This is a genomic window from Streptomyces sp. NPDC030991 (assembly GCF_055571235.1).
Genome location: NZ_JBVIFR010000007.1, coordinates 179,643 through 204,360, shown reverse-complemented (window position 1 = coordinate 204,360; position 24,718 = coordinate 179,643). Strand labels below are relative to the sequence as shown.

The 24,718-nt window shown below is 71.1% G+C and carries 20 protein-coding genes; 11 read left to right on the top strand and 9 right to left on the bottom strand.

Annotated elements, in window-relative coordinates; genetic code table 11:
* Positions 1-46 precede the first annotated feature (46 nt).
* From leuC to ACZ45E_RS15890, 4 genes are all read left to right on the top strand, one after another.
* The gene (gene leuC, locus ACZ45E_RS15905; RefSeq protein WP_468221144.1) at positions 47-1,477 is read left to right on the top strand and encodes a 3-isopropylmalate dehydratase large subunit; all 1,431 of its coding nucleotides are present in this window, start codon (positions 47-49) and stop codon (positions 1,475-1,477) included.
* Positions 1,478-1,483: 6 nt separating this feature from the next.
* Positions 1,484-2,077, top strand: a complete 594-nt coding sequence (gene leuD / locus ACZ45E_RS15900) for a 3-isopropylmalate dehydratase small subunit (protein WP_468221142.1) — start codon at positions 1,484-1,486, stop codon at positions 2,075-2,077.
* Positions 2,078-2,363: 286 nt separating this feature from the next.
* Positions 2,364-2,603, top strand: coding sequence for an SCO5555 family protein (locus ACZ45E_RS15895; RefSeq protein ID WP_468221141.1), 240 nt, complete (start codon positions 2,364-2,366; stop codon positions 2,601-2,603).
* Between the two features lie 132 nt (positions 2,604-2,735).
* Positions 2,736-3,401 (top strand): HU family DNA-binding protein, encoded by a 666-nt coding sequence (locus ACZ45E_RS15890; RefSeq protein ID WP_468221139.1) that lies wholly within the window; start codon positions 2,736-2,738, stop codon positions 3,399-3,401.
* A gap of 112 nt (positions 3,402-3,513) precedes the next feature.
* Here ACZ45E_RS15890 and ACZ45E_RS15885 read toward each other — a convergent pair whose 3' ends face one another.
* Together ACZ45E_RS15885 and cofC are read right to left on the bottom strand one after the other, a co-directional pair.
* Positions 3,514-3,717 carry a hypothetical protein gene (locus ACZ45E_RS15885; protein ID WP_468221137.1) on the bottom strand — a complete coding sequence of 68 codons (204 nt, stop codon included), beginning with the start codon at positions 3,715-3,717 and terminating at the stop codon, positions 3,514-3,516.
* 13 nt (positions 3,718-3,730) lie between these two features.
* On the bottom strand, positions 3,731-4,363 hold the full coding sequence (gene cofC / locus ACZ45E_RS15880) for a 2-phospho-L-lactate guanylyltransferase (RefSeq protein ID WP_468221135.1): 633 nt from the start codon (positions 4,361-4,363) through the stop codon (positions 3,731-3,733).
* Positions 4,364-4,497: 134 nt separating this feature from the next.
* Between cofC and ACZ45E_RS15875 the strand changes: the two genes are divergently transcribed.
* From ACZ45E_RS15875 to ACZ45E_RS15865, 3 genes are all read left to right on the top strand, one after another.
* On the top strand, positions 4,498-5,259 hold the full coding sequence (locus tag ACZ45E_RS15875; RefSeq protein ID WP_468221132.1) for a lysophospholipid acyltransferase family protein: 762 nt from the start codon (positions 4,498-4,500) through the stop codon (positions 5,257-5,259).
* Positions 5,256-6,266 carry an NAD(P)H-dependent glycerol-3-phosphate dehydrogenase gene (locus tag ACZ45E_RS15870; RefSeq protein ID WP_468221130.1) on the top strand — a complete coding sequence of 337 codons (1,011 nt, stop codon included), beginning with the start codon at positions 5,256-5,258 and terminating at the stop codon, positions 6,264-6,266. Before ACZ45E_RS15875 ends, ACZ45E_RS15870 begins: the two co-directional genes overlap by 4 nt.
* A 143-nt stretch (positions 6,267-6,409) precedes the next feature.
* Positions 6,410-7,570: a D-alanine--D-alanine ligase family protein gene (locus ACZ45E_RS15865; protein ID WP_468221128.1), complete on the top strand. Its 1,161-nt coding sequence runs from the start codon at positions 6,410-6,412 to the stop codon at positions 7,568-7,570.
* A 103-nt stretch (positions 7,571-7,673) separates the two neighbouring features.
* On the opposite strand, the gene ACZ45E_RS15860 is transcribed toward ACZ45E_RS15865, so the two are convergent.
* Both ACZ45E_RS15860 and ACZ45E_RS15855 read right to left on the bottom strand, forming a co-directional pair.
* Complete coding sequence (locus ACZ45E_RS15860; protein WP_468221125.1) at positions 7,674-8,183, bottom strand: DUF3515 domain-containing protein; 510 nt, start codon at positions 8,181-8,183, stop codon at positions 7,674-7,676.
* Positions 8,184-8,203: 20 nt separating this feature from the next.
* Positions 8,204-8,437, bottom strand: coding sequence for an Lrp/AsnC family transcriptional regulator (locus ACZ45E_RS15855; protein WP_383270803.1), 234 nt, complete (start codon positions 8,435-8,437; stop codon positions 8,204-8,206).
* A gap of 245 nt (positions 8,438-8,682) precedes the next feature.
* On the opposite strand from ACZ45E_RS15855, the gene ACZ45E_RS15850 reads away from it, so the two are divergent.
* Positions 8,683-9,666, top strand: a complete 984-nt coding sequence (locus tag ACZ45E_RS15850; RefSeq protein WP_468221123.1) for a thiamine-phosphate kinase — start codon at positions 8,683-8,685, stop codon at positions 9,664-9,666.
* Positions 9,663-10,691, top strand: a complete 1,029-nt coding sequence (gene thiD / locus ACZ45E_RS15845) for a bifunctional hydroxymethylpyrimidine kinase/phosphomethylpyrimidine kinase (protein ID WP_468221120.1) — start codon at positions 9,663-9,665, stop codon at positions 10,689-10,691. Before ACZ45E_RS15850 ends, thiD begins: the two co-directional genes overlap by 4 nt.
* Here the strand turns inward: thiD and ACZ45E_RS15840 are convergent.
* From ACZ45E_RS15840 to rpmB, 3 genes are all read right to left on the bottom strand, one after another.
* Entirely contained in the window at positions 10,637-12,160 is a 1,524-nt protein-coding gene (locus tag ACZ45E_RS15840; protein ID WP_468221118.1) for an FAD-dependent monooxygenase, read from the bottom strand. The genes thiD and ACZ45E_RS15840 overlap by 55 nt on opposite strands.
* A 263-nt stretch (positions 12,161-12,423) precedes the next feature.
* Positions 12,424-15,441, bottom strand: coding sequence for an AfsR/SARP family transcriptional regulator (locus ACZ45E_RS15835; protein ID WP_468221116.1), 3,018 nt, complete (start codon positions 15,439-15,441; stop codon positions 12,424-12,426).
* A gap of 161 nt (positions 15,442-15,602) precedes the next feature.
* On the bottom strand, positions 15,603-15,788 hold the full coding sequence (gene rpmB, locus ACZ45E_RS15830) for a 50S ribosomal protein L28 (RefSeq protein ID WP_003957616.1): 186 nt from the start codon (positions 15,786-15,788) through the stop codon (positions 15,603-15,605).
* A gap of 259 nt (positions 15,789-16,047) precedes the next feature.
* Here rpmB and ACZ45E_RS15825 point away from each other — a divergent pair, with 259 nt between their 5' ends.
* On the top strand, positions 16,048-17,733 hold the full coding sequence (locus ACZ45E_RS15825) for a DAK2 domain-containing protein (RefSeq protein ID WP_468221113.1): 1,686 nt from the start codon (positions 16,048-16,050) through the stop codon (positions 17,731-17,733).
* A gap of 22 nt (positions 17,734-17,755) precedes the next feature.
* On the opposite strand, the gene ACZ45E_RS15820 is transcribed toward ACZ45E_RS15825, so the two are convergent.
* On the bottom strand, positions 17,756-20,449 hold the full coding sequence (locus tag ACZ45E_RS15820; protein WP_468221111.1) for a tetratricopeptide repeat protein: 2,694 nt from the start codon (positions 20,447-20,449) through the stop codon (positions 17,756-17,758).
* Positions 20,446-22,257 carry an HSP90 family protein gene (locus ACZ45E_RS15815; RefSeq protein WP_468221109.1) on the bottom strand — a complete coding sequence of 604 codons (1,812 nt, stop codon included), beginning with the start codon at positions 22,255-22,257 and terminating at the stop codon, positions 20,446-20,448. Before ACZ45E_RS15815 ends, ACZ45E_RS15820 begins: the two co-directional genes overlap by 4 nt.
* A 162-nt stretch (positions 22,258-22,419) precedes the next feature.
* Between ACZ45E_RS15815 and recG the strand changes: the two genes are divergently transcribed.
* Positions 22,420-24,639 (top strand): ATP-dependent DNA helicase RecG, encoded by a 2,220-nt coding sequence (gene recG / locus ACZ45E_RS15810; RefSeq protein ID WP_468221106.1) that lies wholly within the window; start codon positions 22,420-22,422, stop codon positions 24,637-24,639.
* Positions 24,640-24,718: the final 79 nt, after the last annotated feature.

Sequence of the window (24,718 nt, the reverse complement as noted above, 5' to 3'; positions counted from 1 at the left end):
GAATCTCTAGTTGGGCCGGCGCACCTGGTCGGTCGAAGGGAAAGCGATGGGTAGGACACTCGCGGAGAAGGTCTGGGACGACCACGTCGTCCGGCGCGCCGAGGGCGAGCCCGACCTCCTCTTCATCGATCTGCACCTGCTGCACGAGGTGACCAGCCCGCAGGCGTTCGACGGCCTCCGGCAGGCCGGCCGCCAGGTGCGGCGCCTCGATCTCACCATCGCCACCGAGGATCACAACACCCCGACCCTCGACATCGACAAGCCGATCGCCGACCCGGTCTCGCGCGTACAGCTGGAGACGCTGCGCAAGAACGCCGCCGACTTCGGCGTCCGCCTGCACTCCCTGGGCGACGTCGAGCAGGGCGTCGTCCACGTGGTGGGACCGCAGCTGGGCCTGACCCAGCCGGGCACCACCGTGGTCTGCGGCGACTCGCACACCTCCACCCACGGCGCGTTCGGCGCGCTGGCGTTCGGCATCGGCACCTCGCAGGTCGAGCATGTGCTGGCCACCCAGACCCTGCCGATGGCCCGCCCGAAGACCATGGCGATCACGATCGACGGCGACCTGCCCGAGGGCGTCACGGCCAAGGACCTGATCCTGGCGATCATCGCGAAGATCGGCACCGGCGGCGGCCAGGGCTACATCCTGGAGTACCGCGGCTCCGCCATCGAGAAGCTCTCGATGGAAGCCCGCATGACCATCTGCAACATGTCGATCGAGGCGGGCGCCCGCGCCGGCATGATCGCCCCCGACGCGACCACCTTCGACTACCTCCAGGGCCGCGACCACGCGCCCGCCGGGGAGGAGTGGGACGCCGCCGTCGCGTACTGGAAGACGCTGCGCACCGACGACGACGCGGTCTTCGACGCCGAGGTCTTCATCAAGGCCGAGGAGCTCTCGCCGTTCGTCACCTGGGGCACCAACCCCGGCCAGGGCGCGCCGCTTTCCGCGGAGGTCCCCGACCCGGCTTCGTACGAAGACGCTTCGGAGCGCTTCGCCGCCGAGAAGGCCCTGGAGTACATGGGGCTGACCGCCGGGCAGGCGCTGCGCGACATCAAGGTCGACACCGTCTTCGTAGGTTCGTGCACCAACGGTCGCATCGAGGATCTGCGCGCGGCCGCCGAGATCGTGGGGGGCCGCAAAGTCGCCGACGGCGTACGGATGCTGGTCGTGCCCGGCTCCGCGCGGGTGGGTCTGCAGGCCGTCTCCGAGGGCCTGGACAAGGTCTTCAAGGAGGCCGGCGCCGAATGGCGGCACGCGGGCTGCTCGATGTGCCTGGGTATGAACCCGGACCAACTCGCCCCCGGCGAGCGCTCCGCGTCCACCTCCAACCGCAACTTCGAGGGCCGGCAGGGCAAGGGCGGCCGTACGCACCTGGTCTCGCCCCAGGTCGCCGCCGCCACGGCCGTGCTGGGCCATCTGGCCTCCCCGGCCGACCTGTCCGACGCCGACGCCCGTACGCCCGCTGGAGTCTGATCAGCCATGGAAGCATTCACCACGCACACCGGCCGGGCCGTCCCGCTGCGCCGCAGCAATGTCGACACCGACCAGATCATCCCTGCTCACTGGCTCAAGAAGGTGACGCGGGACGGGTTCGAGGACGGGCTGTTCGAGGCCTGGCGCAAGGACCCCGAGTTCGTGCTCAACAAACCCGAGCGCGAGGGTGCCACGGTGCTGGTGGCCGGCCCGGACTTCGGTACCGGCTCGTCCCGTGAGCACGCGGTGTGGGCGCTGCAGAACTACGGCTTCAAGACCGTCATCTCGGCCCGTTTCGCCGACATCTTCCGCGGTAACTCCCTCAAGAACGGGCTGCTCACCGTGGTCCTGGACCAGAAGATCGTGGACGCGCTCCAGGATCTGGTGGAGAGCGACCCGCAGGCCGAGATCACGGTCGACCTCCAGGAGCGAGAGGTTCGCGCCGAGGGGATCACCGCCTCCTTCGACCTGGACGAGAACTCCCGCTGGCGGCTGCTGAACGGTCTCGACGACATCAGCATCACGCTGAGCAACGAGAGCGACATCGCTGCCTACGAGGCGAACCGGCCCGCGCACAAACCGCGGACGATCCAGGTCTGATCCGCCGCTGGGCAAGGCGCATTCAGGCCACATCCCCAGGACCCGTACCCCCAATCGTGCAACGGTTGGGGGTACTTCTGTGTCCGCCTCCCACGGCGCCGGACGGCCCCGTACGGGTGATCTCCAGGGCCTCTCAACTCCCGTGTATATCAGGGGTGTTCGCGGGGTACGCGGGCATCGGTGCTGCTCTGGGCGGGCACGCCGCGCGAGGGCTCAGGAGGCCCTTGCGGGGCGGGAGTTACCCCCTGCGGAGGCGACAACTCGCCCCAGATGGCACAATCTGTGCATGGAACACGACGGCCAACTCCAGATGTACATGGCGGTCGCGAACCAACTCAAGGAAGCGCACGCCCGAGTGCGCGCACTGCAAGTCCCGGAGGGCGTACGGATGGCGCTGACCCGGAAGCTGCTGGCCATTACGGCCGCGGCCAAACATGATCTCGCCGGTGCGGCCGGACGTCTGGAGCGATTCAGTGCGGACCTCGACGACTTCGAAGAGGGCGCTGGCACTGAAGAGGAACTCTGAGACGGCCGAGTTCGTTGCGGCACAAGGGTGATTAGCCCGTTTCATGTTTGATTTGCGGTATATATCTGCCTAACGTGCGAAAAAGCCGGATCGAAAGAGATTCGCTCCGGCAATGTCTCCGAAGGGGAAGACGTGAACAAGGCGCAGCTCGTAGAAGCGATTGCCGACAAGGTCGGTGGCCGTCAGCAGGCCGCCGACGCCGTCGACGCGGTACTCGACGCCGTCGTCCGTGCCGTGGTCAACGGTGACCGCGTTTCGGTCACCGGCTTCGGTTCGTTCGAGAAGGTCGACCGTCCGGCTCGTTACGCCCGCAACCCGCAGACCGGTGAGCGCGTCCGGGTCAAGAAGACGTCGGTGCCGCGCTTCCGTGCGGGCCAGGGCTTCAAGGACCTCGTCGCGGGTTCGAAGAAGCTCCCCAAGAACGACGTCGCGGTCAAGAAGGCGCCCAAGGGCAGCCTGACGGGCGCCGCTTCGGCGACGGTCAAGAAGGCCGCGGCCAAGAAGACGACGGCCAAGAAGGCCGCCGCCAAGAAGACCACGGCCACGGCGAAGAAGACCGCCGCGAAGACCACGGCCGCGGCGAAGAAGACGACGGCCAAGAAGGCGTCCCCCGCCAAGAAGGCCACGCCGCAGAAGGCCACGGCCAAGAAGGCGTCCCCCGCCAAGAAGGCCACGCCGCAGAAGGCCACCGCGAAGAAGACGGCCCCCGCCAAGAAGGCCACGGCCAAGAAGGCGCCCGCCAAGAAGTCGACGGCGCGCAAGACCACCGCCAAGAAGGCCACCGCCCGCAAGAAGTAAGGGCGTACGCCACAGGCTGCTCACGCGCCGGGCCGGGCTCCCCTCGGGGAGCCCGGCCCGCGGCATGTCCAGGGCGCCGGGCCGGCCGGACCGTTCGGAAGGTCCGGTCCGTTCAGAAGGTCTGCAGGGTCACGAGCGCGATCTGCCGCGCCTCGCCCTCGCCCCGGACCTCGATGCGCACCCGCTGCCCGGGCCGCAGCAGGCGCAGCCCGCCCGCGTCGAAGGCGGCGGCGTCGAACGGCATCGGCGTGCCGTCGTCCAGAAGGACGCTGCCGGAGCGGGAATCGGGGTCGTACGTGTACGCGGTGGCCTGCATAGGGGCAGCGTACTCAGTCCAGCGTCAGCAGCCCGGCCGCGGCCCGCGCCGTGTACGGGCCCACGCCCAGGGCGAGCGCGGTGCGCAGATCGTCGCCGGTGTCCACGTCCTGGCGTACGGAGCCGACATCGTCGAGGGCGAGTTCCGCGGCGCCGGACGCCGCGTGCCGGGCGCGCGAGGCCGTACCGAATGCGGGAAGCAATTCCGTGCCGGGCGACGCGGACAAGAGTGTGGTGCCGATTCCGGCGGCATCCGGCAGAAATGCCCGGGGAAATATTGCGGCCGCGCCGAGAACACGGGCCAATTCGGCGGGGCGAAGCGCCGGAAGATCCGCGTTCAGCGCCGCCACGGGCGCGTCGGGACGAAGGGAACGCACGAACCCCGCACCGTGCGCGAGAGCCGCGTTGAGTCCGGCCCGGGGAGTGTCGGGAACGATGCCCGCGCCCAGAGCCGCCAGTTCATCGCCCGCGCGGGCATCGTCCGTGACGACCACCACATCGCGCACCGCCGAACACGCCCGCACGGCGGCCACGGTGTCCTGCGCGAACGCCAGCGCGAGGCCCGGACGCAGGTCCCCAGCAGCGGGCGCCAGCCTGCTCTTGGCCCGCACCAGCGGTTTCAGCGGTATCACCAGGGTCCACTGCACCTGCCTATTGTGACCTGTGCATGAGGTGAGGCGGTTCGGGCGGGCGTACGGTGTTCTCGACAGACCGGTGGCCTGGGGCGACACTTGTGCGGCCCGACGGGTGCACCTGCCAGGTCCTAGAGGAAGGTGTCCGAGTGTCCCGCCGCAGAATCGGCTTCTGGTACCGCTTCGCTGCGGTCCTCTGCAAACCGCCCCTGGTGGTTCTGTTCAAGCGGGACTGGCGCGGAATGGAGAACATTCCTGCCGATGGCGGATTTATCACCGCCGTGAACCATAATTCGCATCTGGACCCGTTCCTCTACGCCCACTTTCAGTACAACACCGGGCGGGTCCCGCGATTCCTCGCCAAGCACGGTCTGTTCCGCAAGGGCTTCGTGGGCGCCGCGATGCGTGGCACCGGACAGATTCCCGTCTATCGCGAGTCGACGAACGCGCTCAGCGCCTTCCGCGCCGCGATCGCCGCGGTGGAACGCGGTGAGTGCGTCGCTTTCTATCCGGAGGGAACGCTCACCCGGGATCCCGAACTGTGGCCGATGACCGCTAAGACCGGCGTCGCGCGCGTCGCACTGCAGACACAGTGCCCGGTCATTCCCGTCGGCCAGTGGGGCGCCACCGAAGCGCTCGCGCCCTATGCGAAGAAGCCGCATTTCTTTCCGCGCAAGACGCACCACGTCCTTGCCGGTGAGCCCGTCGACCTGACGCGCTTCTACGACAAGGAAATGACCCCGGACCTCCTGAAGGAGGCGACCGAGGCCATCATGACCGACATCACCTCGCTGGTGGCGGAGCTGCGCGGCGAGAAGGCCCCGCGCAAGCGTTACGACCCGCGTGAGGCGCGCATCGAGCAGCGCCGCAAGTTGCAGGCGCAGGGCGGCAGTTCGGAGGAGAGCAAGTGACGCGACCCGTGAAGACCGCAGTCTTCGGGACCGGATCGTGGGGCACGGCCTTCGCCATGGTGCTCGCGGACGCGGGGTGCGAGGTCACGCTCTGGGGCCGGCGCGCCGAACTCGTCGACGCCATCAACTCGACGCACACCAACCCGGATTACCTCCCCGGCGTCGAACTCCCCGCGAGCGTACGGGCGACGGCAGACGTGGCGGAGGCCGCGGCGGACGCCGAGTTCACCGTGCTCGCCGTGCCCTCGCAGACGCTGCGCGGCAACCTCGCCGCATGGGCGCCGCAGCTCGCCCCCGACACCGTGCTCGTCTCGCTGATGAAGGGCGTCGAGCTCGGTTCGGCGATGCGGATGAGCGAGGTGATCGAGGACGTCACGAGGGTCGGCGAGGACCGCATCGCGATCGTCACCGGACCGAACCTCGCGCGGGAGATCGCCGCCCGCCAGCCCGCCGCCGCGGTCGTCGCCTGCCGCGCCGAGTCCGTGGCACAGCGCCTCCAAGTCGCCTGCCACACCCCGTACTTCAGGCCGTACACCAACACCGACGTGGTCGGCTGCGAGCTCGGCGGCGCCATCAAGAACGTCATCGGGCTCGCCGTCGGCATCGCCGACGGCATGGGTCTCGGCGACAACACGAAGGGCTCGCTCATCACGCGCGGGCTCGCGGAGACGACCCGGCTCGGGCTCGCCATGGGCGCCGACCCGCTGACCTTCGCCGGGCTCGCCGGACTCGGCGACCTCGTCGCCACGTGCTCGTCGCCGCTGTCGCGCAACCACACCTTCGGCACGAACCTCGGCAAGGGCATGACGCTGGAGGAGACCATCGCGGTCACCAAGCAGACCGCCGAGGGCGTCAAGTCCTGCGAATCCGTACTGGACCTGGGGCGCCGCCACGGCGTCGACATGCCGATCACCGAGACGGTCGTGGGCATCGTCCACGAGGGGAAGCCCCCGGTCGTCGCCGTCAAGGAGCTGATGTCGCGCTCCGCCAAGCCCGAGCGACGCTGAGCGACGCCGAGCGACAAGGCTCTGCGGACGCTGACTCCCGTACTACCAGCAGGTACGCTCAACGCGATATGAGCAGCGAGAACCTCCCCCAGAGCCCTGCGTCTTCAGCGTCCTCGGCGTCTTCGGCGTCTTCGGCGTCTTCGGTGTCCTCAGCGTCCTCTGCGAGCGGTACGAGCGGCGCGAGCGGACAGAAGCCGCGGGTCGCCGTCGTCTTCGGTGGTCGTAGCTCCGAACACGGCGTCTCCGTCGTCACCGCCGGCGCCGTGCTGCGCGCCATCGACCGCTCCAAGTACGACGTGCTGCCCATCGGCATCACGCGCGAGGGGCGCTGGGCGCTGACGACGGACGATCCCGAGCGCATGGCCATCACCGATCGCAGGGTGCCGGACGTCGCCGACCTCGCGGATTCGCCCGAGGGCGGCGTGGTGCTGCCCGTCGACCCGGCCTCGCGCGAGGTCGTCTACACCGAACCCGGCGCCGTGCCCAAGGCACTCGGCGACGTCGACGTCGTCTTCCCGGTACTGCACGGACCCTACGGCGAGGACGGCACGATCCAGGGCCTCCTGGACCTGTCCGGCACGCCCTACGTCGGCTGCGGTGTGCTCTCCTCGGCCGTCGGCCAGGACAAGGAGTACATGAAGCGGATCTTCACGTCCTTCGGACTGAAGGTCGGGCCGTACCTCGTCGTCCGGCCGCGCGAGTGGGAACTCGACCAGGAAGGCGCGCGACGGCGCATCGCCGACTTCGTCGGCGAACAGGGCTGGCCCCTGTTCATCAAGCCCGCGCGCGCCGGGTCCTCGATCGGCATCACGAAGATCGAGTCCTTCGAGGCGCTCGACGAGGCCATGGAGACCGCCCGCGCCCACGACCCGAAGGTCATCATCGAGGCGGCGATCGCCGGGCGCGAGATCGAATGCGGCGTGCTCGAGTTCGAGGACGGGCCGCGGGCCTCCGTCCCGGCCGAGATCCCGCCGGTACAGGCCCACGACTTCTACGACTTCGAGGCCAAGTACATCGACTCCGCCGCCGGGATCGTGCCCGCGCCGCTCACCCCGGAAGAGACGGCGGAGGTCCAGCGGCTCGCCGTGGCCGCCTTCGACGCCGTGTCCTGCGAAGGCATCGTGCGGGCGGACTTCTTCCTCGGGGAGGACGGCGAGTTCGTGATCAACGAGATCAACACGCTGCCCGGCTTCACGCCGATCTCGATGTACCCGCGGATGTGGCAGGAGAGCGGCGTCAGCTACCCGGAGCTGGTGGACCGGCTGCTCCAGGCCGCACTACGCCGCCCCACGGGCCTGCGCTGACACTCCGGACGCTCTGTTCCTCCGTTCCACAGACGGCTCGACACCGTTCGGCACTGCTCGACGCTGTTCGGCACCGTTCGCCAGGAGACGGTTCCTTCGCTCCTCAGGAGGCGATTCCTTCGGGGATCGCCTTCTTCACGGCCGGGGCCAGGTCCACGAGAGCACCGGAACTGTCCCGGCCCTTCTCCGCACTCACCTCGACATACGCCTTCCGGCCGGCGGTGGTGAACCGGTACGACCCGTCGTCCTGCTCCTCCATCAACCAGTCGACCCCGTTCACCCCACCGGCGACGGCGTCGGGGTCGGTGCCCTCGGCCACCTTCGGATCGATCATCTTGGGGGGTTGCGCGACCCCACAGCGCAGTATGATCGCGTTGCCTCCCCAGGCCGCGGTCAACGTGGACGCGGGCTCGGGGTCCTCGCGGCTCAGGCCGTCAATCCTCGACGGCAGAACCTTGTCCAGGTTCTCGCACAGCTTCGAGGCCGTCGCGCCCGGACGGGGAACCACGACCGACGCGCCGCCGTCCGCTGAGGAGCAGCCCGCTGCGCCGATCAGCAGGCAGAGCGCGGGCAGCCCGAGAACAGTGCGGAGCCGGTGACGGAAAGAGTTCACCGGCACAGGGTAGACGGGGGCTACAGGTGGACGACCGGGCAGGTCAGAGTGCGCGTGATGCCGTCCACTTGCTGGACCCTGGCAACCACCATCCGACCCAGTTCGTCGACGGTGTCGGCCTGGGCCCGGACGATCACGTCGTAGGGACCGGTGACGTCTTCGGCCTGGATCACTCCCGGAATCTTCGCGATCAGCTCGGCGACAGTCGACGCCTTGCCTACTTCGGTCTGGATCAGGATGTACGCCTGTACCACGGAACCTCCAGGGCGGCCACGAGGATCATGTGGGGAGAAGGGACGCCACGGTATCGCGTCGCCGCTCGTCGCGGGGAGACCCGGGGTGGCTGTGGCGTACTCGCCGTGTGCACGGCGGCCCGCGCAAGGGATCGTAGAGGCAGGCCCATGAGGGAAGCAGAGGGCGGGCCCATGACACAAACCGTACCCATGACAGAGACGGCCCGCGACCGCGAGCAGGCCGGGGCAGAAGGGGCAGTAGGCGCATGAAGGGCACCGTCGGAGAGCTGGGGGAGTTCGGGCTCATCCGGGAACTGACCTCACGGCTCACCACCACCCCGGCCGTACGGATCGGCCCCGGCGACGACGCCGCCGTGATCGCCGCGCCGGACCGTCGAGTCGTCGCCAGCACGGACATCCTGCTGGAGAACCGGCACTTCCGGCGCGACTGGTCCACGGCGTACGACGTCGGGCGCAAGGCCGCCGCGCAGAACCTGGCCGACATCGCCGCCATGGGCGCCGTCCCCACAGCCCTGCTGCTCGGCCTCGTCGTACCCGCCGAACTGCCCGCCTCCTGGCCGTCGGAGCTGATGGACGGTCTGCGGGACGAGTGCCAGGTGGCCGGCGCCGCCGTGGTCGGCGGTGACGTCGTCCGCGGCGACACCATCACCATCGCCATCACCGCGCTCGGTGATCTCCGCAACCACGAGCCCGTGACCCGCGCCGGCGCACAGCCCGGCGACGTCGTGGCCGTGACCGGGTGGCTCGGCTGGTCCGCGGCAGGATACGCCGTGCTCTCCCGCGGCTTCCGCTCACCGCGCGCCTTCGTCGAGGCACACCGCAGGCCCGAACCGCCGTACCACGCGGGCCCCGCCGCTGCCGGGCTCGGCGCGACCGCCATGTGCGACGTGAGCGACGGACTCATCGCCGACCTGGGCCATATCGCCGAGGCCAGCAAGGTCCGCATCGACATCAAGTCCGGGAAGGTCGATGTGCCGTCCCAGATGAACGACATCGGCCAGGCCGTCGGCGTCGACCCGCTGCAATGGGTGCTGACCGGGGGAGAGGACCACGCGATCGTGGCCACCTTCCCGCCGGACGTGAAACTGCCCGCCCGCTGGAAAGTGATCGGCGACGTGGTGCACCCCTCCGCCCTGCCGCAGGTCACCGTCGACGGCGCGCCCTGGACCGCCAAGGGCGGCTGGGACCACTTCGCGGACGACTTCCCCGGCGGGGAGATCGAGTCGTGACGGCCTCCGCCCACGCGCCCGCACGGGTACTGACCGTCGCCGGGTCCGATTCCGGGGGCGGCGCCGGCATCCAGGCCGACCTGAAGACGATGCTCGCCCTCGGCACCCACGGCATGAGCGTCGTCACCGCCGTCACCGCGCAGAACTCCCTCGGCGTGCAAGGAGCCTGGGAGCTTCCGGCGGAGGCGGTACGCGCCCAGTACCGCAGCGTCGTCGACGACATCGGGGTCCAGGCCGTCAAGACGGGCATGCTCGCCTCGCCCGAACTCGTCGAATGCGTCGCCGAGTTGCTCGCGGGCACCGACGCCCCCATCGTGATCGACCCGGTCGGCGTCTCCAAGCACGGGGACTCGCTGCTCGCCGCGTCCGCACTGGACTCCGTCCGCACGAAGCTGCTGCCGACAGCGACCGTCGCGACCCCGAACCTCGACGAGGTGGCCCAGCTCACCGGCCTGCACGTCGAGACGGAGGACGACATGCGCCGCGCGGCCGCCGCCATGCTCGCGTACGGGCCGCGGTGGGTGGTCATCAAGGGGGGACATCTGCGCTCCTGTTCTGATTCAGGTGGGGTGGGCTTCGCTGCTGGGGGCTCCGGCTCCGGGGGGCCCGGTACCGCCAGCTCCGCTTTCGGGGGGTCCGCTTCGGGCGGCTCTGTCACCGCGGGTCCCGGCGCCTCCAGCCCCGTAATCTCCGGCTCCGTGACCTCGGGTCCTGTGACCCCGCGCCCCGTCGAGGCGGGCTCCGTCGAGGCGGTGGATCTGCTGACGGACGGTTGCGAGGAGCACTGGCTGCGCGCCCCGCGCCACGACAACCGCCACACGCACGGCACGGGCTGCACCCTCGCCTCCGCCATCGCGGCCCAGCTGGCAAAGGGGCAGACGGTGCCCGAGGCCGTGCGCGCGGCCAAGGACTATGTGACCGGAGCGATCGCCGCCGGGTTCGCACTCGGTGGCGGCATCGGGCCCGTGGATCACGGCTGGAGGTTCAGGTCCGCCGCGGGCACGGACTCGCCGGCCAGTCCGTAGTCCTTCAGCGCCAGATTGCTCGCCGCCTTCTCCGTCAGACGTTTGAAGAAGCCGGCCAGGAAGCGTGAGCCGAGCATCCGGTATGCCCGGTCACGGCTGCGTATCTTCTTCTCCGTCGGCGGGGCGAAGAACGGCCCCGCGTTCCCGGAGAGTTTCTGGCAGCCCTTCGCGTACTTCGTTATCTCCGCCTCGAAGGCCGCGAACGCGGTGCGGTGGTCGCCGCGCGCCGCGACGAGTTCACCCGCCAGGACATAGGCCGACACGAGAGCCGTACCGGTGCCTATGCCACCCATCGTGGCGCCGTGTCCCGCGTCGCCGAGCAGGATCACACGGCCTCTGGAGAGCCGGTCCATGTGAACCTGGGCGATCGCGTCGAAGTACAGGTCGTCCGTCGTGTCCAGTGCGTCCAGCATCTGCCGCACGTGGGGCCAGGCCATGCCGCGCAGTCGCTCGGCGACGATCCGCTTCTGTTCGGCCATGTCCTTGCGGTCGTACGTCAGCTGCTGCGACCGGAAGACCACGGCCGCGCCCGCCCGGTCGTGGGCCCCGTCGTAGTTGTTGATCATCGCGCTGCGGCCGGGCTCGCTGTACAGACGGGCCGTACGGTCGAGGCCCAGGTGGTTGGGCATGTCGAAACCGGCGATGTAGTAGTCGAAGAAGCGCAGGTACCGGGACTCGTCACCGAAGACAAGACGCCGGGTGTGGGAGTGCAGGCCGTCCGCGCCCACCACCAGATCGAAGGTGCGGGGCGCGCCGTCGTCGAACGTGACGTCGACGCCGGTGGCCGTCTCCGTGAGCGAGGCGATCGAGTCGCCGAAGACGTACGCGACGCTGTCCTTCGTCCGCTCGTACAGGAGCTCGGAGAGGTCACCGCGGAACACCTCCACGTCACCGCTCATCAGATACGCGGGCAGGTCCACACGCTCCCTGTCGTCCGCGTCGACAATGGTCTGGCGGCCCATGTCGGTCCGCATGCGGTGCAGGTCGTCCCAGATGCCCATGCGCGTGAGGACGGTGCGGTGGACACGGCCGCGGAAGTCGACGGCGAAGCCGCCTCCGCGCAGGGCGGGAGCCTTTTCGACCACCGTGACACGGGCACCCTGGCGGGAGAGCCAGAACGCGATCGCGGGGCCGGCGACGCTGGCGCCGGAGACCAGGACATCCAGGTGCGCCAGTGCCTCGGCGCCGGACACGTCCGCGGCGGACCCTGCGTCGGGGCGGGCGGCGTTGCGGTGTGCGGCGCTGCTTCCGCTGCGGGCGGGCGTCCGGTCACGGGTGGTTGCCGGGGGCAGGTGGCCGACGGTGGGGCGAGGGCCGGTGGTGGGGTGGTCGTTGTCGGTGGCGGAAGGCCGGTCGGTGGGGTGGTCGTTGTCGGTGGCGTGAGGTCGGTCGGTGGTGCGGTCGTTGTCGGTGGCGGAAGGCCGGTCGGTGGTGCGGTCGCCGTCGGCGGTGTGCGTTCGCTTCGTCATGGCAGTGAGCTTGCGCCGGGGTGCTTACCGTTCGCTGACCACTCGCTTACCGTCCCTTACCGGCCGCTGACCGGGGCGCTCCGCGGGGCCCTGGACGGGCTGTAGGAAGGGCCGACGGCTGATGGGCGAGGAGAGTGAGGGCTGAGCGGTTGTCCGGCGCGGCCGCCGATCGGTGGGCGGAGCCTGGCGCGCCAGGGGTGCCCAGAGACCTGATCGGCCGGAAACCAGATCGGCTGAAAGCCAGGGCGCTCGGTACGGCCCCGCTACGCCTCACGCACGGCGCGATGCCGCAGACTTCCGCCCAGCTCGAAGGCCTTTTTGTACACCTCGGGCGCGAGCAAGCGCCGGAGCCGTTGCTCGACCGGGGTGACGTCGGGATCGTCCACGATCAGCTGCCCGCGCAGCGCCGCCGCGGCGCCGAGCAGGGTCACCGCCCGCTCGGGCTCGGTGGCCCGCGCGGCCAACGCCTCGGCGACCCGGGCGAGCTCGAGCCCCTGCGTCTGGTCCCCCGTCGACAACGTGCGGGCCTGCGTGAACCAGTCGTCCGCCTCGTCCGTACGCCCCTCGGCCAGGGCCGCGCGACCCAGCCCCAGGAAGATGTGCGCCGTCTGGCCGACGCTGTACCAAGAGCGTGCGCTCGTCTCCAGAGCCGCCTCATAGTGCTCCCGCGCAAGGGCCGTGTCCCCGGACAGCCGTGCCGCGTCACCCATGCCCCACAGAGCTCCGGCCACCTTCCCCGGCGCACCCGCCGCGCGGGCCCGCTCACCGGCCCGCTCGAAGTCCGCGGCGGCCTCGTCGTACGCCCCGCTGCGCAGCAGGACGGCTCCGCGTCGGCACAGAAGGTCAGCGGTCTCCTCGGGCGCCGCCAACTCCCGTGCGTAGCCCAGCGCTTCGTCGATGAGCTCCAGCGCGCGCGTACGTTCGCCCCGCCAGTCGGCGTACATCCCCAGTTGGTCGAGGGAGTTGGCCATGCCCCAGCGGTCCCCGGTCTTCCGGAATCCCGCCAGAGCCTGCGCGAACAGTGCCTCCGACGCCGCGGGGCGCCCCGCGAACTGCTCCTGGAACCCGAGGCCCACGGCGAGCAGCGCTTGGCCCCAGGGATCGCTTCCGACCTGCGCGCGCACCCGCTCGTCGCGGGAGCGCTCGGGCCCGACGGCGAGCGTCCAGAGAACCACCGTGAACGGCAGCCGCAACTGGCGGTTGATCGCGCTCAGCACCCGGTCCGCGCGGGCCAGCCGCACCGCGTCACCCTCACCGTCGCCCAGGACGGAGTTGAGCGCGCACAGCGCGTACTCCTCCTCCAGACCGGGCGGCGCCTGCGGGCCCACCGCGTTCACCAGCTCACGGGCCAGGGCCACTCGTTCACCGGCCAGGCCGTGCAGCCGCCAGAACCACGTGAGATCCGCCATGAGACGCAGCCCGTCGCTCGGGGCGGCACGGAGGAAGTGGCGCAGGGCGGCGTCCAGATTGCCGCGGTCCGTGGAGAGCCGGGCCAGCCACGGAAGTTGATCGTGCCCGCGCAAGCACGGTTCAGCCTCTGCCGCGAGCCGCAGGAAGTAGGCGGCGTGCGCACTGCGCAGCTCCGCCAGGACGTCGTCCGTCAGCTGCTCGGCACAGAAGGCGCGAATCGTCTCCAGCATGCGGTAGCGCCCCTCGGACGCCTCCAGGAACGACTGCTCGGCGAGTGAGGCCAGCAGATCCTCCGGATAAGGGATGCCGCACACCGCTTCCACGGCGTCCAGCGTCGCGCCGCCGGTCAGACCGCTGCCCACGAACACCGTCAAGCGGCGGGCCAGGTCCCGTTCCTCGTCGTCGAGCAGCTCCCAGCTCCACTCCACGACGGCCCGCAGCGTGCGGTGGCGAGGCTCCTTGGTGCGATCTCCCCGCGACAGCACCCGGAAGCGGTCGCCGAGCCGCTCTGCCAGCTCGTCGAGGGTGAGCGTACGCAGCCGGGCAGCGGCCAGCTCGATCGCCAGCGGCAGACCGTCCAGGGTCTCGCAGATGCTGTCGATCCGGGCTTCCCGCGCGCGGTCGTGCGTCGCGAAGTCCGGCCGTACCGCCGCCGCCCGCTCCCGGAACAGTTGGGCCGCGGGGCCGGGCGCGAGGGGCGGTACCGGGCACAGCACCTCGCCCGTGATGCCGAGCGCCTCCCGGCTGGTCGCCAGGATCCGCAGGCCGGGACAGGTGCCCAGGAGCAGCCCTGCCGTCCGGGCGGCGTCCTCGACCAGGTGCTCACAGTTGTCGAGCACGAGCAGTAGATCGCGGCCCTCCAGCGCGGCCATGAGCCGCTCCGTGGTCTCCTCACCCTGTGGTCCGCGGAGCCCCTCGCGCACACCAAGGGCGCTGAGGATCGCGTACGGGATGCCCGCGCCGTCGGACAGTGCCGCCAGTTCCACGTAACAGACGTCATCGCGGGCCCGCGCTGCCTCGATAGCGAGCCGTGTCTTGCCCGCGCCACCCGGCCCGGTGAGGGTCACCAGCCGGGCACCGGTCAGCAGTACGTCGATCCTGGCCAGCTCGGCCGTCCGCCCCACGAAGCCCGTCAACTGGGCCGGCACCCCGCGCTGTCGCACGGACTCCTGCCGTTGGTCCCGCAGCAGCTCCAGGTGGAGCGCCGACAGCTCCGGCGACGGGTCGGCGCCCAGCTCCTCCGCGAGCACGCGCCGCGCCTCCTCGTAGACGCGCAGAGCTTCGGCGGACCGCCCTGTCGCGTGCAGAGCGCGCATCAGCAGCCCGTACAGCCGCTCGCCGAGCGGATACCGCGCGATCAGCTCGCGCACCTCCGCGACCAGCTCCGCGGCGTCGCCCGCGCCCAGGTCCGCCTCGATCCGGTCCTCTACGGCAGTGCGTCGCAGCTCGTCCAGGCGCGGCAGGTCGTCCGGGGCCGCACCGCGCCACAGGGCGAGGGCCTCGTGCAACAGTGTCGCCGCGTGCGCGTGGTCCCCTGCGGTCAGCGCCTGTCGACCCTCGCGCGCCAGGCGCTCGAAGCGGTGCACGTCCACGGTGTCCGGATCGACGACGAGCCGGTATCCGGCCGGTCCCGTCTCGATCTCCAGACCGAGCCGCTTACGCAGCCGGGAGACCTGCGACTGCAACGCGTTGGGGGCGTTCGCCGGAGGATCTTCGCCGTAGAGGTTGTCGATCAGGCGCTCCGCGGAGACGGTCCGGCCGGCATCCAGGAGCAGCAGGGTCAGCAGGGCACGCGGCCGCGGCCCCCCGGGGTCCAGGGGGCTGCCGTCGTGGGCCCGCACGTCGAGGGGGCCGAGGATGCCGAACCGCATGCGCAGAGTCTGGCAGCCACCACTGACAGTGGTGCCCGAAAAGGGGTCGTGTGCCTTCTCAGGTCGTGTGCCTTCTCAGGGGGTGGGCACACGAAAGAGCCGGCCCCCGAGGGGACCGGCTCTTTCAGGCAACCAGCTAGGTGGCCGCGCTACGCGATACGTCAGCGCGAGACCTTGCCGGCCTTGATGCACGAGGTGCAGACGTTGAGCCGCTTCGGCGTCCGCCCGACCACTGCACGCACACGCTGGATGTTCGGGTTCCAGCGACGGGACGTACGGCGGTGCGAGTGCGAAATGTTGTTGCCGAAGCCCGGCCCCTTGCCGCAGACGTCGCAGTTGGCAGCCACGGGTCACTCCAAAGACTTCAGATGCACTTACGGTTGATCCCGACATGCCGGGATCAGGTCGGAGGATCTGAGTGGCGGTGCCGGGTAGAGCCCGATGGATATCGGGCAACCGGAGCAGCATACAACGGCTGCTTCGGTACAACGAAACTACCATGACTGCCCAGGCCGCCGCCCCGCCCGCCGGGCCGGGCCCCTTCCCCGGCGGCCTGCCGGCGGGGTCTACTCTGCGAGGCCAGACCAGCCGCTCAAGGAGGCGCAGGTGCCGCAGGTGCTCGACGTCGTCGCGGTCCGCACCTGGTGCTCACTGGCCCTCGAGGCGCTCGGCCGTGACCGCGCGGAGATCGACGCGATCAACGTGTATCCCGTGGCCGACGGGGACACCGGTACCAATCTCTACCTGACTGTCGAGTCCGCGCAGCAAGCCGTCGAAGCGGTCTTCGCGGGGCTCGAGGCCGGCCGCGAGCCCTCGGTGCCCGCGCTGCCCGACGTGATGCGCGCGATGGCCCACGGCGCCCTCCTCGGCGCCCGGGGCAACTCGGGGACGATCCTCGCGCAGCTGCTGCGGGGGATGGCGCAGGTGCTGGCCGATGGTGGCAACCGTGACGGGGATCACGCAGGAGCAGACGCGGGCGCACTGCGTCTCGCGCTGCGGCGGGCTGCCGAATCCGCGCGCGAGGCCGTCGCCCACCCAGTGGAGGGCACGGTCCTGACCGTCGCAACGGCGGCCGCCCAAGCGGCGTCGGACACCATCGACGGGGACTGCGGGGCCGTCCTTCGCGCTGCCTATGAAGGCGCGTGCACGGCGCTCGACGCGACGCCGGAGCAGCTCGCGGTGCTGGGCCGCGCCGGGGTCGTGGACGCGGGCGGGAGGGGGCTCGTCGTGGTGCTGGGGGCGTTGAGCGAGGCCGTCTCCGGGCAGGCTGTCCCCGTACGCGCGCGTGCGAGCGCGGGGCACGCATGCGAGGAGGGCGGGGACGCTGCCGAAGACCCTCCCGTCGAATGCGCGGAGGACGGCGCGGCGGGTCCGGCCTTCGAGGTCATCTACCTGCTCGAAGCCGACGACCGGGCCGTGACCCGGCTGCGGGCCAGGCTCGACGCTCTGGGGGACTCACTGGTCGTCGTGGGCGGGGACGGCCTGTGGAACGTCCATGTGCATGTCGACGACGCGGGCGCCGCCGTGGAGGCGGGCGTCGAGGCCGGCCGGCCGTACCGCATCCGCATCACGCACTTCGGCCTCGGTGACGCGCACGCCGCCCGCTCATCGGCGCCCCCGCGCGAGCGGGCCCAGCGGGCCGTCGTGGCGGTCGTGCCGGGCGACGGGCTCGCGGGTCTCTACGCGGAGGCCGGGGCGACGACCGTGCCCGACCGGCCCGGCGAACCGCCCGCGAGCGGAGAGCTGGTCGACGCGATCCGGCGCGCCCACGCGCGTGAGGTGGTGCTGCTGCCGAACGACCCGGGGCTGCGGCACACCGCGGCCGCCGCGGCCGAGCAGGCCAGATCCGAGGGCGTACGGGTCGCGCTCATCCCGACCCGGTCCGCGGTGCAGGGCATCGCCGCGCTCGCCGTGCACGAACCCGACCGGCGTTTCGACGAGGACGTCGTCGCGATGACCTCGGCCGCCGGAGCGACCAGGTACGCCGAACTGGCCGTCGCCGAACGGCAGTCGTGGACGATGGCAGGCATCTGTCAGGCCGGTGACGTCCTCGGCCTCATCGACGGCGATGTCGCCGTCATCGGAGGCGAAGTCCCGGCGACCGCCCGCACCGTCCTCGACCGGATGCTCGCGGCCGGTGGCGAACTCGTCACGCTCGTCCTGGGCGACGAGATCCCCGACGAGGTCGCGGACGGCCTGGAACAGTACGTCCGCGAGACCTATCTGGCCGTGGACACCGTGGTGTACCGGGGCGGGCGGCAGTCGGCGCCGATGCTGATCGGCGTCGAGTAGCCGCTCGCCCCAGGGACCACCCCTACCGTGCGAGCGCCGCGCGGGCCTCGTCCCGCCGGTCGGTGTCGCCCGCCTCGTCGAACGCGGCGGCGGCACGCTCCAACTGGACCGTGCTCTGCGCGTCGTCGCGCCGCCCCAGAAGCTCGGCGAACTGCCGTCGGGTATGTCCGAGTTCGGACAGCAGGGCTTCGCGGTCGACGTCCTCCGAGGCCAGGGCTTCCTCGCAGGCGCGGATCGCCGCGCTCATCAGCTCCCGCTCGTCGTCCGCCGACGCGGAGTCCAGCCAGGCACGCGCGCGTAGGCACCGCACCACGGCATATACGTGCCCGAGGGAGCCCCACAGCTCGCCCGCGCGCGCGTAGGCGTGATCCGCGTCCTCGGGCCTCCCGGCGCGGTCGAGGGCGTCCGCCGCGAGGTTCGCCAGCATCGCGTGGTCGCGCTGTTCGGGCCAGTGCTGGGCGATCTCCGCCGCCTTCAGCCACGCCTCCGCGGACTGCAGGTGCTCGCCGAGAGCGCGGGAGCAGTCGCCGAGCCACCAGTGGGCCTGGACGATCGCCCCGTCACCGTGGTCCTCCGCGGTCAGGTCGAGCAGAGCCGACTCCAGCACCTCGGCAGCCTCCGCCATGCGCTCCTCACGCAACAGGTGCCCGCCGAGCTGGAAGCGCGCCCAGGCCCCGAGGCCGGCGTCGTCCCCCGCCTCGTCGGCCCAGTGCGTGGCCTCCAGAGCATGCGCGGACGCGGGCCCGAACTGCTCGGTGGCGGCCAGGACATCGGCCAGCTGGAGGTGGAGCCGCGCCGCGCCGTACGGGTCCAGATACCCCGCTCCGTGCTCCAGCGCCGCCCGCAGCGCCCGCTCGGCCCCCGCCATGTCGTCCCGCTCCCGCGCGATCCCGGCGAGCCGCACCGCGCAGTCCACGGCCAGCCAGGGGCGCCCAGCCGCTACATGCGCGGCGGCGGACTCGTCGTAGAGCGCCATGGCCGTCTCCGGGTCCCCGCGATGCACCGCGATGTCCCCGAGCATCGACCGCGCCGACGCGGCCTGCGAAGCGAGCCGCGGAACGTCGCCGAACCGCTCCGTGAGGGCGAGCAGCTGGTGGACGCACTCCTCGGCCGCCGCTACCTCGGCGTCCCCGGAGTGGGCCGCCAGCAGGATGCGGGCGCGGCATGCCAGGACGGCGGCGGCCGGGCGGGCCGCCGCGGCGTCCAGGTCCTTGAGGGCGCCGAGCACCTGCTCGTACGGCTCCTGGATCGCGACAGCGGCCTCGTCGCTGCGTCCCGCGCGGGACAGCGCGTACGCGCCACGCGCGCGTGCCGCCCTCGCCTCGTCCGGGGCGCCGGCCGTCTCGTACAACTCGGCGGCATGCACGAAGAGGTCGGGTGCGCCCTCCGAGTCCATCGCCGTGTAGTCGGCGATCTCCGCGCGGTCGTGGACGGTGAGCTCCAGGCCCTCCGCCTCGGCGGCCCGCGCCGCCGTCTGCCAGGCGCGGGCCGCGTCGGGGCCCCCTTCGGACTCCGAGATCCGCCGCGCCTCGGCCACCAGTGCCTCCGCGTCCTCGACCGGTTCGGCGGGCGCGGGGGCCACGGGCTGCACGGGAGGTGTCCGCACGACGCGTACGCCCAGCGGCAGGCGCTCCAGCAGCGGCTGCTGGTCCATGCGCTGCCGGATCCGTGCGCTCACGCGGGCGGTGCCGTTGCGCTCGTCGAAGCGGGCCGCGATGGACAGCGCCTCCACGCGCGCGTGGGCGGCGAGTTCCCGGGCAGTCCAGGCGCGGCCCGCGGGGCCGGGAACACTCCGCTCGCCCAGGCCGAGCGTGACCAGCCGATCCATGACCAGCGCCGTCACGCCGAGATAGTCCATCAGAGCCCGCGGATTGCCGCTGTCCGTGAAGTACGCGGGCCGCTCAGCCAGCAGCTCCAGCGCCCGTGCCTCGTTGCCGGTGAGGGCGCAGAACTCGATGTGCGAGGCGAAAGCGCCCCGCATGGACTCCATGGGCCGTACGAGACGGTAGCCCCGCAGATGGTTCGCGCGGGCCTCCTCGGGCCGCCCCAGACGCAACAGAGGCAGCAGCGACGTGGCGAGCGTGGCATGCGGCTCGTGGGCGCACTTGAACTCGCCCTCCAGGACCGGCCGCCACAGCTCAAGGGCCCGCTCGTCCAGCAACAGGTCCGACTGGCGCTCGCCCTGTCCGTTCAGCTCGCAGGCATGGCAGTCGGCCATGTTGTCGCGGTCGGCCGCCAGCCACGCCTCGTACGCGCGCGTGGCCCGCTCCTCGTCGCCTATGTGGTCGGCGACGTAGAACTCGCTCATTCGGACGGCCCGTTCGGAATGTCCGGCCACCCTGTAGCGGTGCTCCATCTCGCCGAGCCACTTCTCTATGGAGGCGAGCGGGATGTGCGGCTGGTTCAGCATGCCGCCGGACATCCACTTGAAGACCCAGTGCAACGAGTGCGTCTCGTAGGCGTCGAAGTCCTCGGGGCGCTCGTCCCACAGGCGCAGCAGCCGCGCGAAGGGGACGAACATCTTGTCCTTCTCGGAGCTGTAGTTGTACATCTGCAGCTGGTGGCCGAGCGCCTCGATCACGGCGAGCGGGACGCCGAGCTTCTCGGCCTCGACGAGCAGCTGCTCCGCGCGGGCACCGCGGGCGGGCCCCTCGGGCTGCGCGGCGTTCTCCGCCATCTCTCGGCGCAGTGCGTCCAGGTCCATGGTCCCGTTCATCGGGGGTCGTCCTTTCCGGTGCCGGGGTGCGTGGCCCACTCCAGGAGGCCGATGAACGAGCGGTTCAGAAGTGCGGAGTCGGCGGGGCGCAGCGGACGCTGCGCCATCAGGAGCGCCTGTCCGTACAGCGCCTCGGCCGCCGTGCCGATCAGCTCCGCGTCGGAGAGCGAACTCACCCGGCGGATCAGCGGATTGAGGTGGTTGAGCACCAGCCGCGCGCGTGGGGCGGTGCCGCGCAGCGAGCCGAGGATCCCCGCCCACAGGTCGTCGGCCTGCGCTTCGGCGTCCGCGCGCGCCTGCTCGTGCCGGGCGGCACGGTCGTCCAGGTGCAGCGCGGGCACCGTCAGCGGATGGAAGGCACGCAGAGCGACGTCACAGCCCAGCGGATCGAGCCGGGCCCGCGCGGCCGCCAGGAAGGCGGACAGCGCCAGCTCCTCGGCCGGATCGACGGCGTCCAGATGCGCGGTCACCGTGTCCGCGTCCAGCTCCGAGACGGCCGTGCCGGGGCGCACCGAAGGCAGCGCCTCGACGAGATCGGCGTCATACGTATAACCGCCGTTGACGACCCCGATGCCCTGCGCGGAGGCGATCGGCGCGACCTGCCGGTACTCCTCCACGGTCCGCGTGAAGTGCACGACAGGGTGCCGCTGGGCGAACTCCTCCAACGAGAGCCGCCCGTCCGTCGTCTCGAAGGGGAGCCAGGGGAGCATCGTGCGCAGCATTTCCTTGTCGTGCCGCGCGAGGGACTTGACCCCGAGGTGGTGCACCGACAAGAAGGCGGCGAGCCGCTCGGGATCACCGGCCGCGAGGGAGGTCAGCCACTCGCGGATCCGCTCGCCCAGGGCCTCCCGTACGGCGGCCAGGGTCTCGTCCTCGTAGAGCGACTCGCGCGACGCGGTGGGACGCAGACTGTCCGTGTCGATCACGCAGCGCACGAAGAAGGCCCAGTCGGGCAGCAGCTGCTCGGCCCGGTCGGTGAGCAGCATGCCCTTGAGGTGGACGCGGTGACCCGCGCGCTGCGCCGGGCTGACGGCCTGCGGCAGCACATGGGCGACGCCCCGGATGCCGGCGAGCGGCACCTCGAGGTCGATCGAGTCCAGCGGCGTGAAGCCGAACAGGTCGTGGCAGTGGCGGGCCAGGGCCACCCGGCGGGCGGCCGGGCTGGGATACGGACGGCTCCACGTGGCGGGCAGATCCGTGACCGGGTCGTCCCCGACGCGCACGTCGTACGGCAGCAGCGAGCCGAAATCGTGTGCCAGGGCCAGGACCCGCTCCGCGGCCAGCCAGTCGGCGGCGCCCGCGCGGGCCTCCAGATGCACGGTCGTGCCGGGCTCGACGCGAGCCGAGTCCGGGAGCGTACGGACCGTGTACGAGCCGTCGTCGCGGGCCGTCCACTCGACCGGCGGCGCGTCGGGCGTGCGCGCGCTGCGGCTGACCACACGGATCCGCTCGGCGACGACGAAGCAGGCGAGCAGGCCGATGCCGAACTGGCCGAGGAAGTCGGCGCGGGCCGCCTCCAGGCCGTCGCCGCGCTTGGAGCTGCGGCCGATCGTCGCGAGCAGGCTGTGCACATCGGTCTCGGTCAGGCCGATGCCCGAGTCCTCCACCCGCAGCGACCCGCCCTCGGCGAACAGACGCACCGTGGCGGGGGCGTCGGGCTGTTCGGCGCGGCGGGCCGTGATGGCGTCCACCGCGTTCTGCAGAAGCTCGCGCAGATAGACCTTCGGGCTGGAGTACAGATGGTGGGAGAGCAGATCGACGAGGCCGCGCAGGTCGACCTGGAAGGTGTGCGGTGTCTGTGAGTTCATCGTCGCTGCGCCGGTGGGGGGACAGGCGACGGCGCGGGTCGGGCGGTCCCGCGAGAGGTGACCGCGATCAAGGGCCGGAGCGCGTCATCCTAGGGCCGGAGAGTCCCTTGTGACCAGCGGTTTTCAGGGATGTTCGCAGGATTGTCAGTGGCGTGGTGTGCAATGGATCTCGTGCCCGTGCTCGAAGAACCGCTGAAGAAAGTGCTCGGCCCTCCCACCGCGAAGGTGATGGCCGAGCACCTAGGCCTGCACACCGTGGGGGATCTGCTCCACCACTACCCGCGCAGATACGCGGAGCGCGGGGAGCTGACGCGCCTCGCGGAGCTGCCTCTCGACGAGCACGTCACGGTCGTCGCCCAGGTCGCGACCGCCCGCGTCCTGCGGTTCAACGGGGGCAGTGGACAGCGCCTGGAAGTCACCATCACCGACGGCAGCGGCCAGCTCCAGCTCGTCTTCTTCGGCCGGGGCATCCACAAGCCGCACAAGGATCTGCTGCCGGGCACGCGCGCGATGTTCGCCGGCAAGGTCGGGGTCTTCAACCGGAAGATGCAGCTGGCGCACCCCGCCTACCAGTTGCTGAACGCCGACTCCTCGGAAGAGGCCGCCGAGGCCGTCGGCTCCTGGGCCGGGGCGCTGCTCCCGATCTACCCGGCCACCGCCAAGCTGGAGTCCTGGAAGATCGCCAAGGCCGTCGACCTGGTGCTGCCCAGCGCCCCCGAAGCCGACGATCCGCTGCCCGACGCGCTCCGGGAGGGCCGGGCCCTGATCCCGCTCCCCGAGGCGCTGCTCAAGATCCACCGGCCGCACACGAAGGCCGACATCGCCGACGCGCGCGCCCGCCTCAAGTGGGACGAGGCGTTCGTCCTCCAGGTCGCCCTCGCCAGACGTCGTTTCGCGGACACCCAGTTGAGCGCCGCCCCGCGCGTGGCGAAGCCGGACGGGCTCCTCACCGCCTTCGACGCGAAGCTGCCGTTCACGCTCACCGAGGGCCAGCAGAAGGTCTCCAAGGAGATCTTCGACGACCTGGCCACCGAGCATCCGATGCACCGCCTCCTCCAGGGCGAGGTTGGTTCCGGCAAGACGATGGTCGCGCTGCGCGCCATGCTCGCCGTCGTCGATGCGGGCGGCCAGGCCGCGATGCTCGCTCCCACCGAGGTCCTCGCCCAGCAGCACCACCGCTCGATCACCGAGATGATGGGCGAGCTGGCCGAGGGCGGCCTGCTCGGCGGCGCGGAGGACTCCACCAAGGTCGTACTGCTCACCGGCTCCATGGGTACCGCCGGGCGCCGTCAGGCCCTGCTCGACCTCGTCACCGGCGAGGCCGGCATCGTCATCGGCACGCACGCGCTGATCGAGGACAAGGTGCAGTTCCACGATCTGGGCCTGGTCGTCGTCGACGAGCAGCACCGCTTCGGCGTGGAGCAGCGTGACGCCCTGCGCTCCAAGGGCAAGCAGCCTCCGCACCTCCTGGTCATGACCGCGACGCCGATCCCGCGCACGGTCGCCATGACGGTCTTCGGCGACCTGGAGACCTCCGTCCTCGACCAGCTCCCGGCCGGCCGTTCGCCCATCGCCAGCCATGTGGTGCCCGCCGCCGACAAGCCGCACTTCCTCTCCCGCGCGTGGGAGCGCGTGCGGGAAGAAGTGAGCAAGGGGCATCAGGCGTACGTGGTCTGTCCCCGCATCGGTGACGACGAGGACGAGAAACCGAAGAAGGGCGCCAAGAGCGCGGCCAAGAAGCAGTCCGCCGAGGACGAGGCGGAGAAGCGGCCGCCGCTCGCCGTGCTCGCCGTCGCCAAGGAGCTGGCGCACGGACCGCTCCAGGGGATCAAGGTGGAGGTGCTGCACGGCCGGATGCAGCCCGATGACAAGGACGCCGTGATGCGCCGCTTCGCAGCGGGCGAGACCGACGTCCTGGTGGCGACGACGGTCATCGAGGTCGGTGTGAACGTGCCGAACGCGACCGCCATGGTGATCATGGACGCCGACCGCTTCGGCGTCTCCCAACTCCATCAGCTGCGAGGACGTGTCGGCCGTGGCTCGGCGCCCGGCCTGTGCCTCCTCGTCACCGAGATGCCCGAGGCCAGCCCCGCCCGCGCGCGCCTGGGGGCCGTCGCTGCCACACTCGACGGCTTCGAGCTCTCCCGTATCGACCTGGAGCAGCGCCGGGAGGGTGATGTCCTCGGACAGGCCCAGTCCGGCGTGCGTTCCTCCCTGCGGATGCTCGCCGTCATCGAGGACGAGGAGATCATCGGCGAGGCGCGGGAGGAGGCGACCAGGGTGGTCGCGGCCGACCCCGACCTGGAGCGGCTGCCCGGCCTGCGTACCGCGCTCGACGCACTCCTGGACGAGGAGCGTGAGCAGTACCTCGACAAGGGCTGAGAGACTGATCAGGACGGACCGGCCGACACCGCGTGTCGGAGCGGGCCCGTCACCGAGAGACCGATGAGTCGACAAGCCG

Coding starts and splice junctions, on each gene's coding strand:
- leuD (WP_468221142.1), top strand. CDS start 1,484: ATGGAAGCATTCACCACGCACACCGGCCGGGCCGTCCCGCTGCGCCGC.
- ACZ45E_RS15895 (WP_468221141.1), top strand. CDS start 2,364: ATGGAACACGACGGCCAACTCCAGATGTACATGGCGGTCGCGAACCAA.
- ACZ45E_RS15835 (WP_468221116.1), bottom strand. CDS start 15,441: ATGCGGTTCGGCATCCTCGGCCCCCTCGACGTGCGGGCCCACGACGGC.
- ACZ45E_RS15815 (WP_468221109.1), bottom strand. CDS start 22,257: ATGAACTCACAGACACCGCACACCTTCCAGGTCGACCTGCGCGGCCTC.
- recG (WP_468221106.1), top strand. CDS start 22,420: ATGGATCTCGTGCCCGTGCTCGAAGAACCGCTGAAGAAAGTGCTCGGC.
- ACZ45E_RS15820 (WP_468221111.1), bottom strand. CDS start 20,449: ATGAACGGGACCATGGACCTGGACGCACTGCGCCGAGAGATGGCGGAG.
- ACZ45E_RS15840 (WP_468221118.1), bottom strand. CDS start 12,160: ATGACGAAGCGAACGCACACCGCCGACGGCGACCGCACCACCGACCGG.
- ACZ45E_RS15885 (WP_468221137.1), bottom strand. CDS start 3,717: ATGCAGGCCACCGCGTACACGTACGACCCCGATTCCCGCTCCGGCAGC.
- ACZ45E_RS15850 (WP_468221123.1), top strand. CDS start 8,683: ATGAAGGGCACCGTCGGAGAGCTGGGGGAGTTCGGGCTCATCCGGGAA.
- leuC (WP_468221144.1), top strand. CDS start 47: ATGGGTAGGACACTCGCGGAGAAGGTCTGGGACGACCACGTCGTCCGG.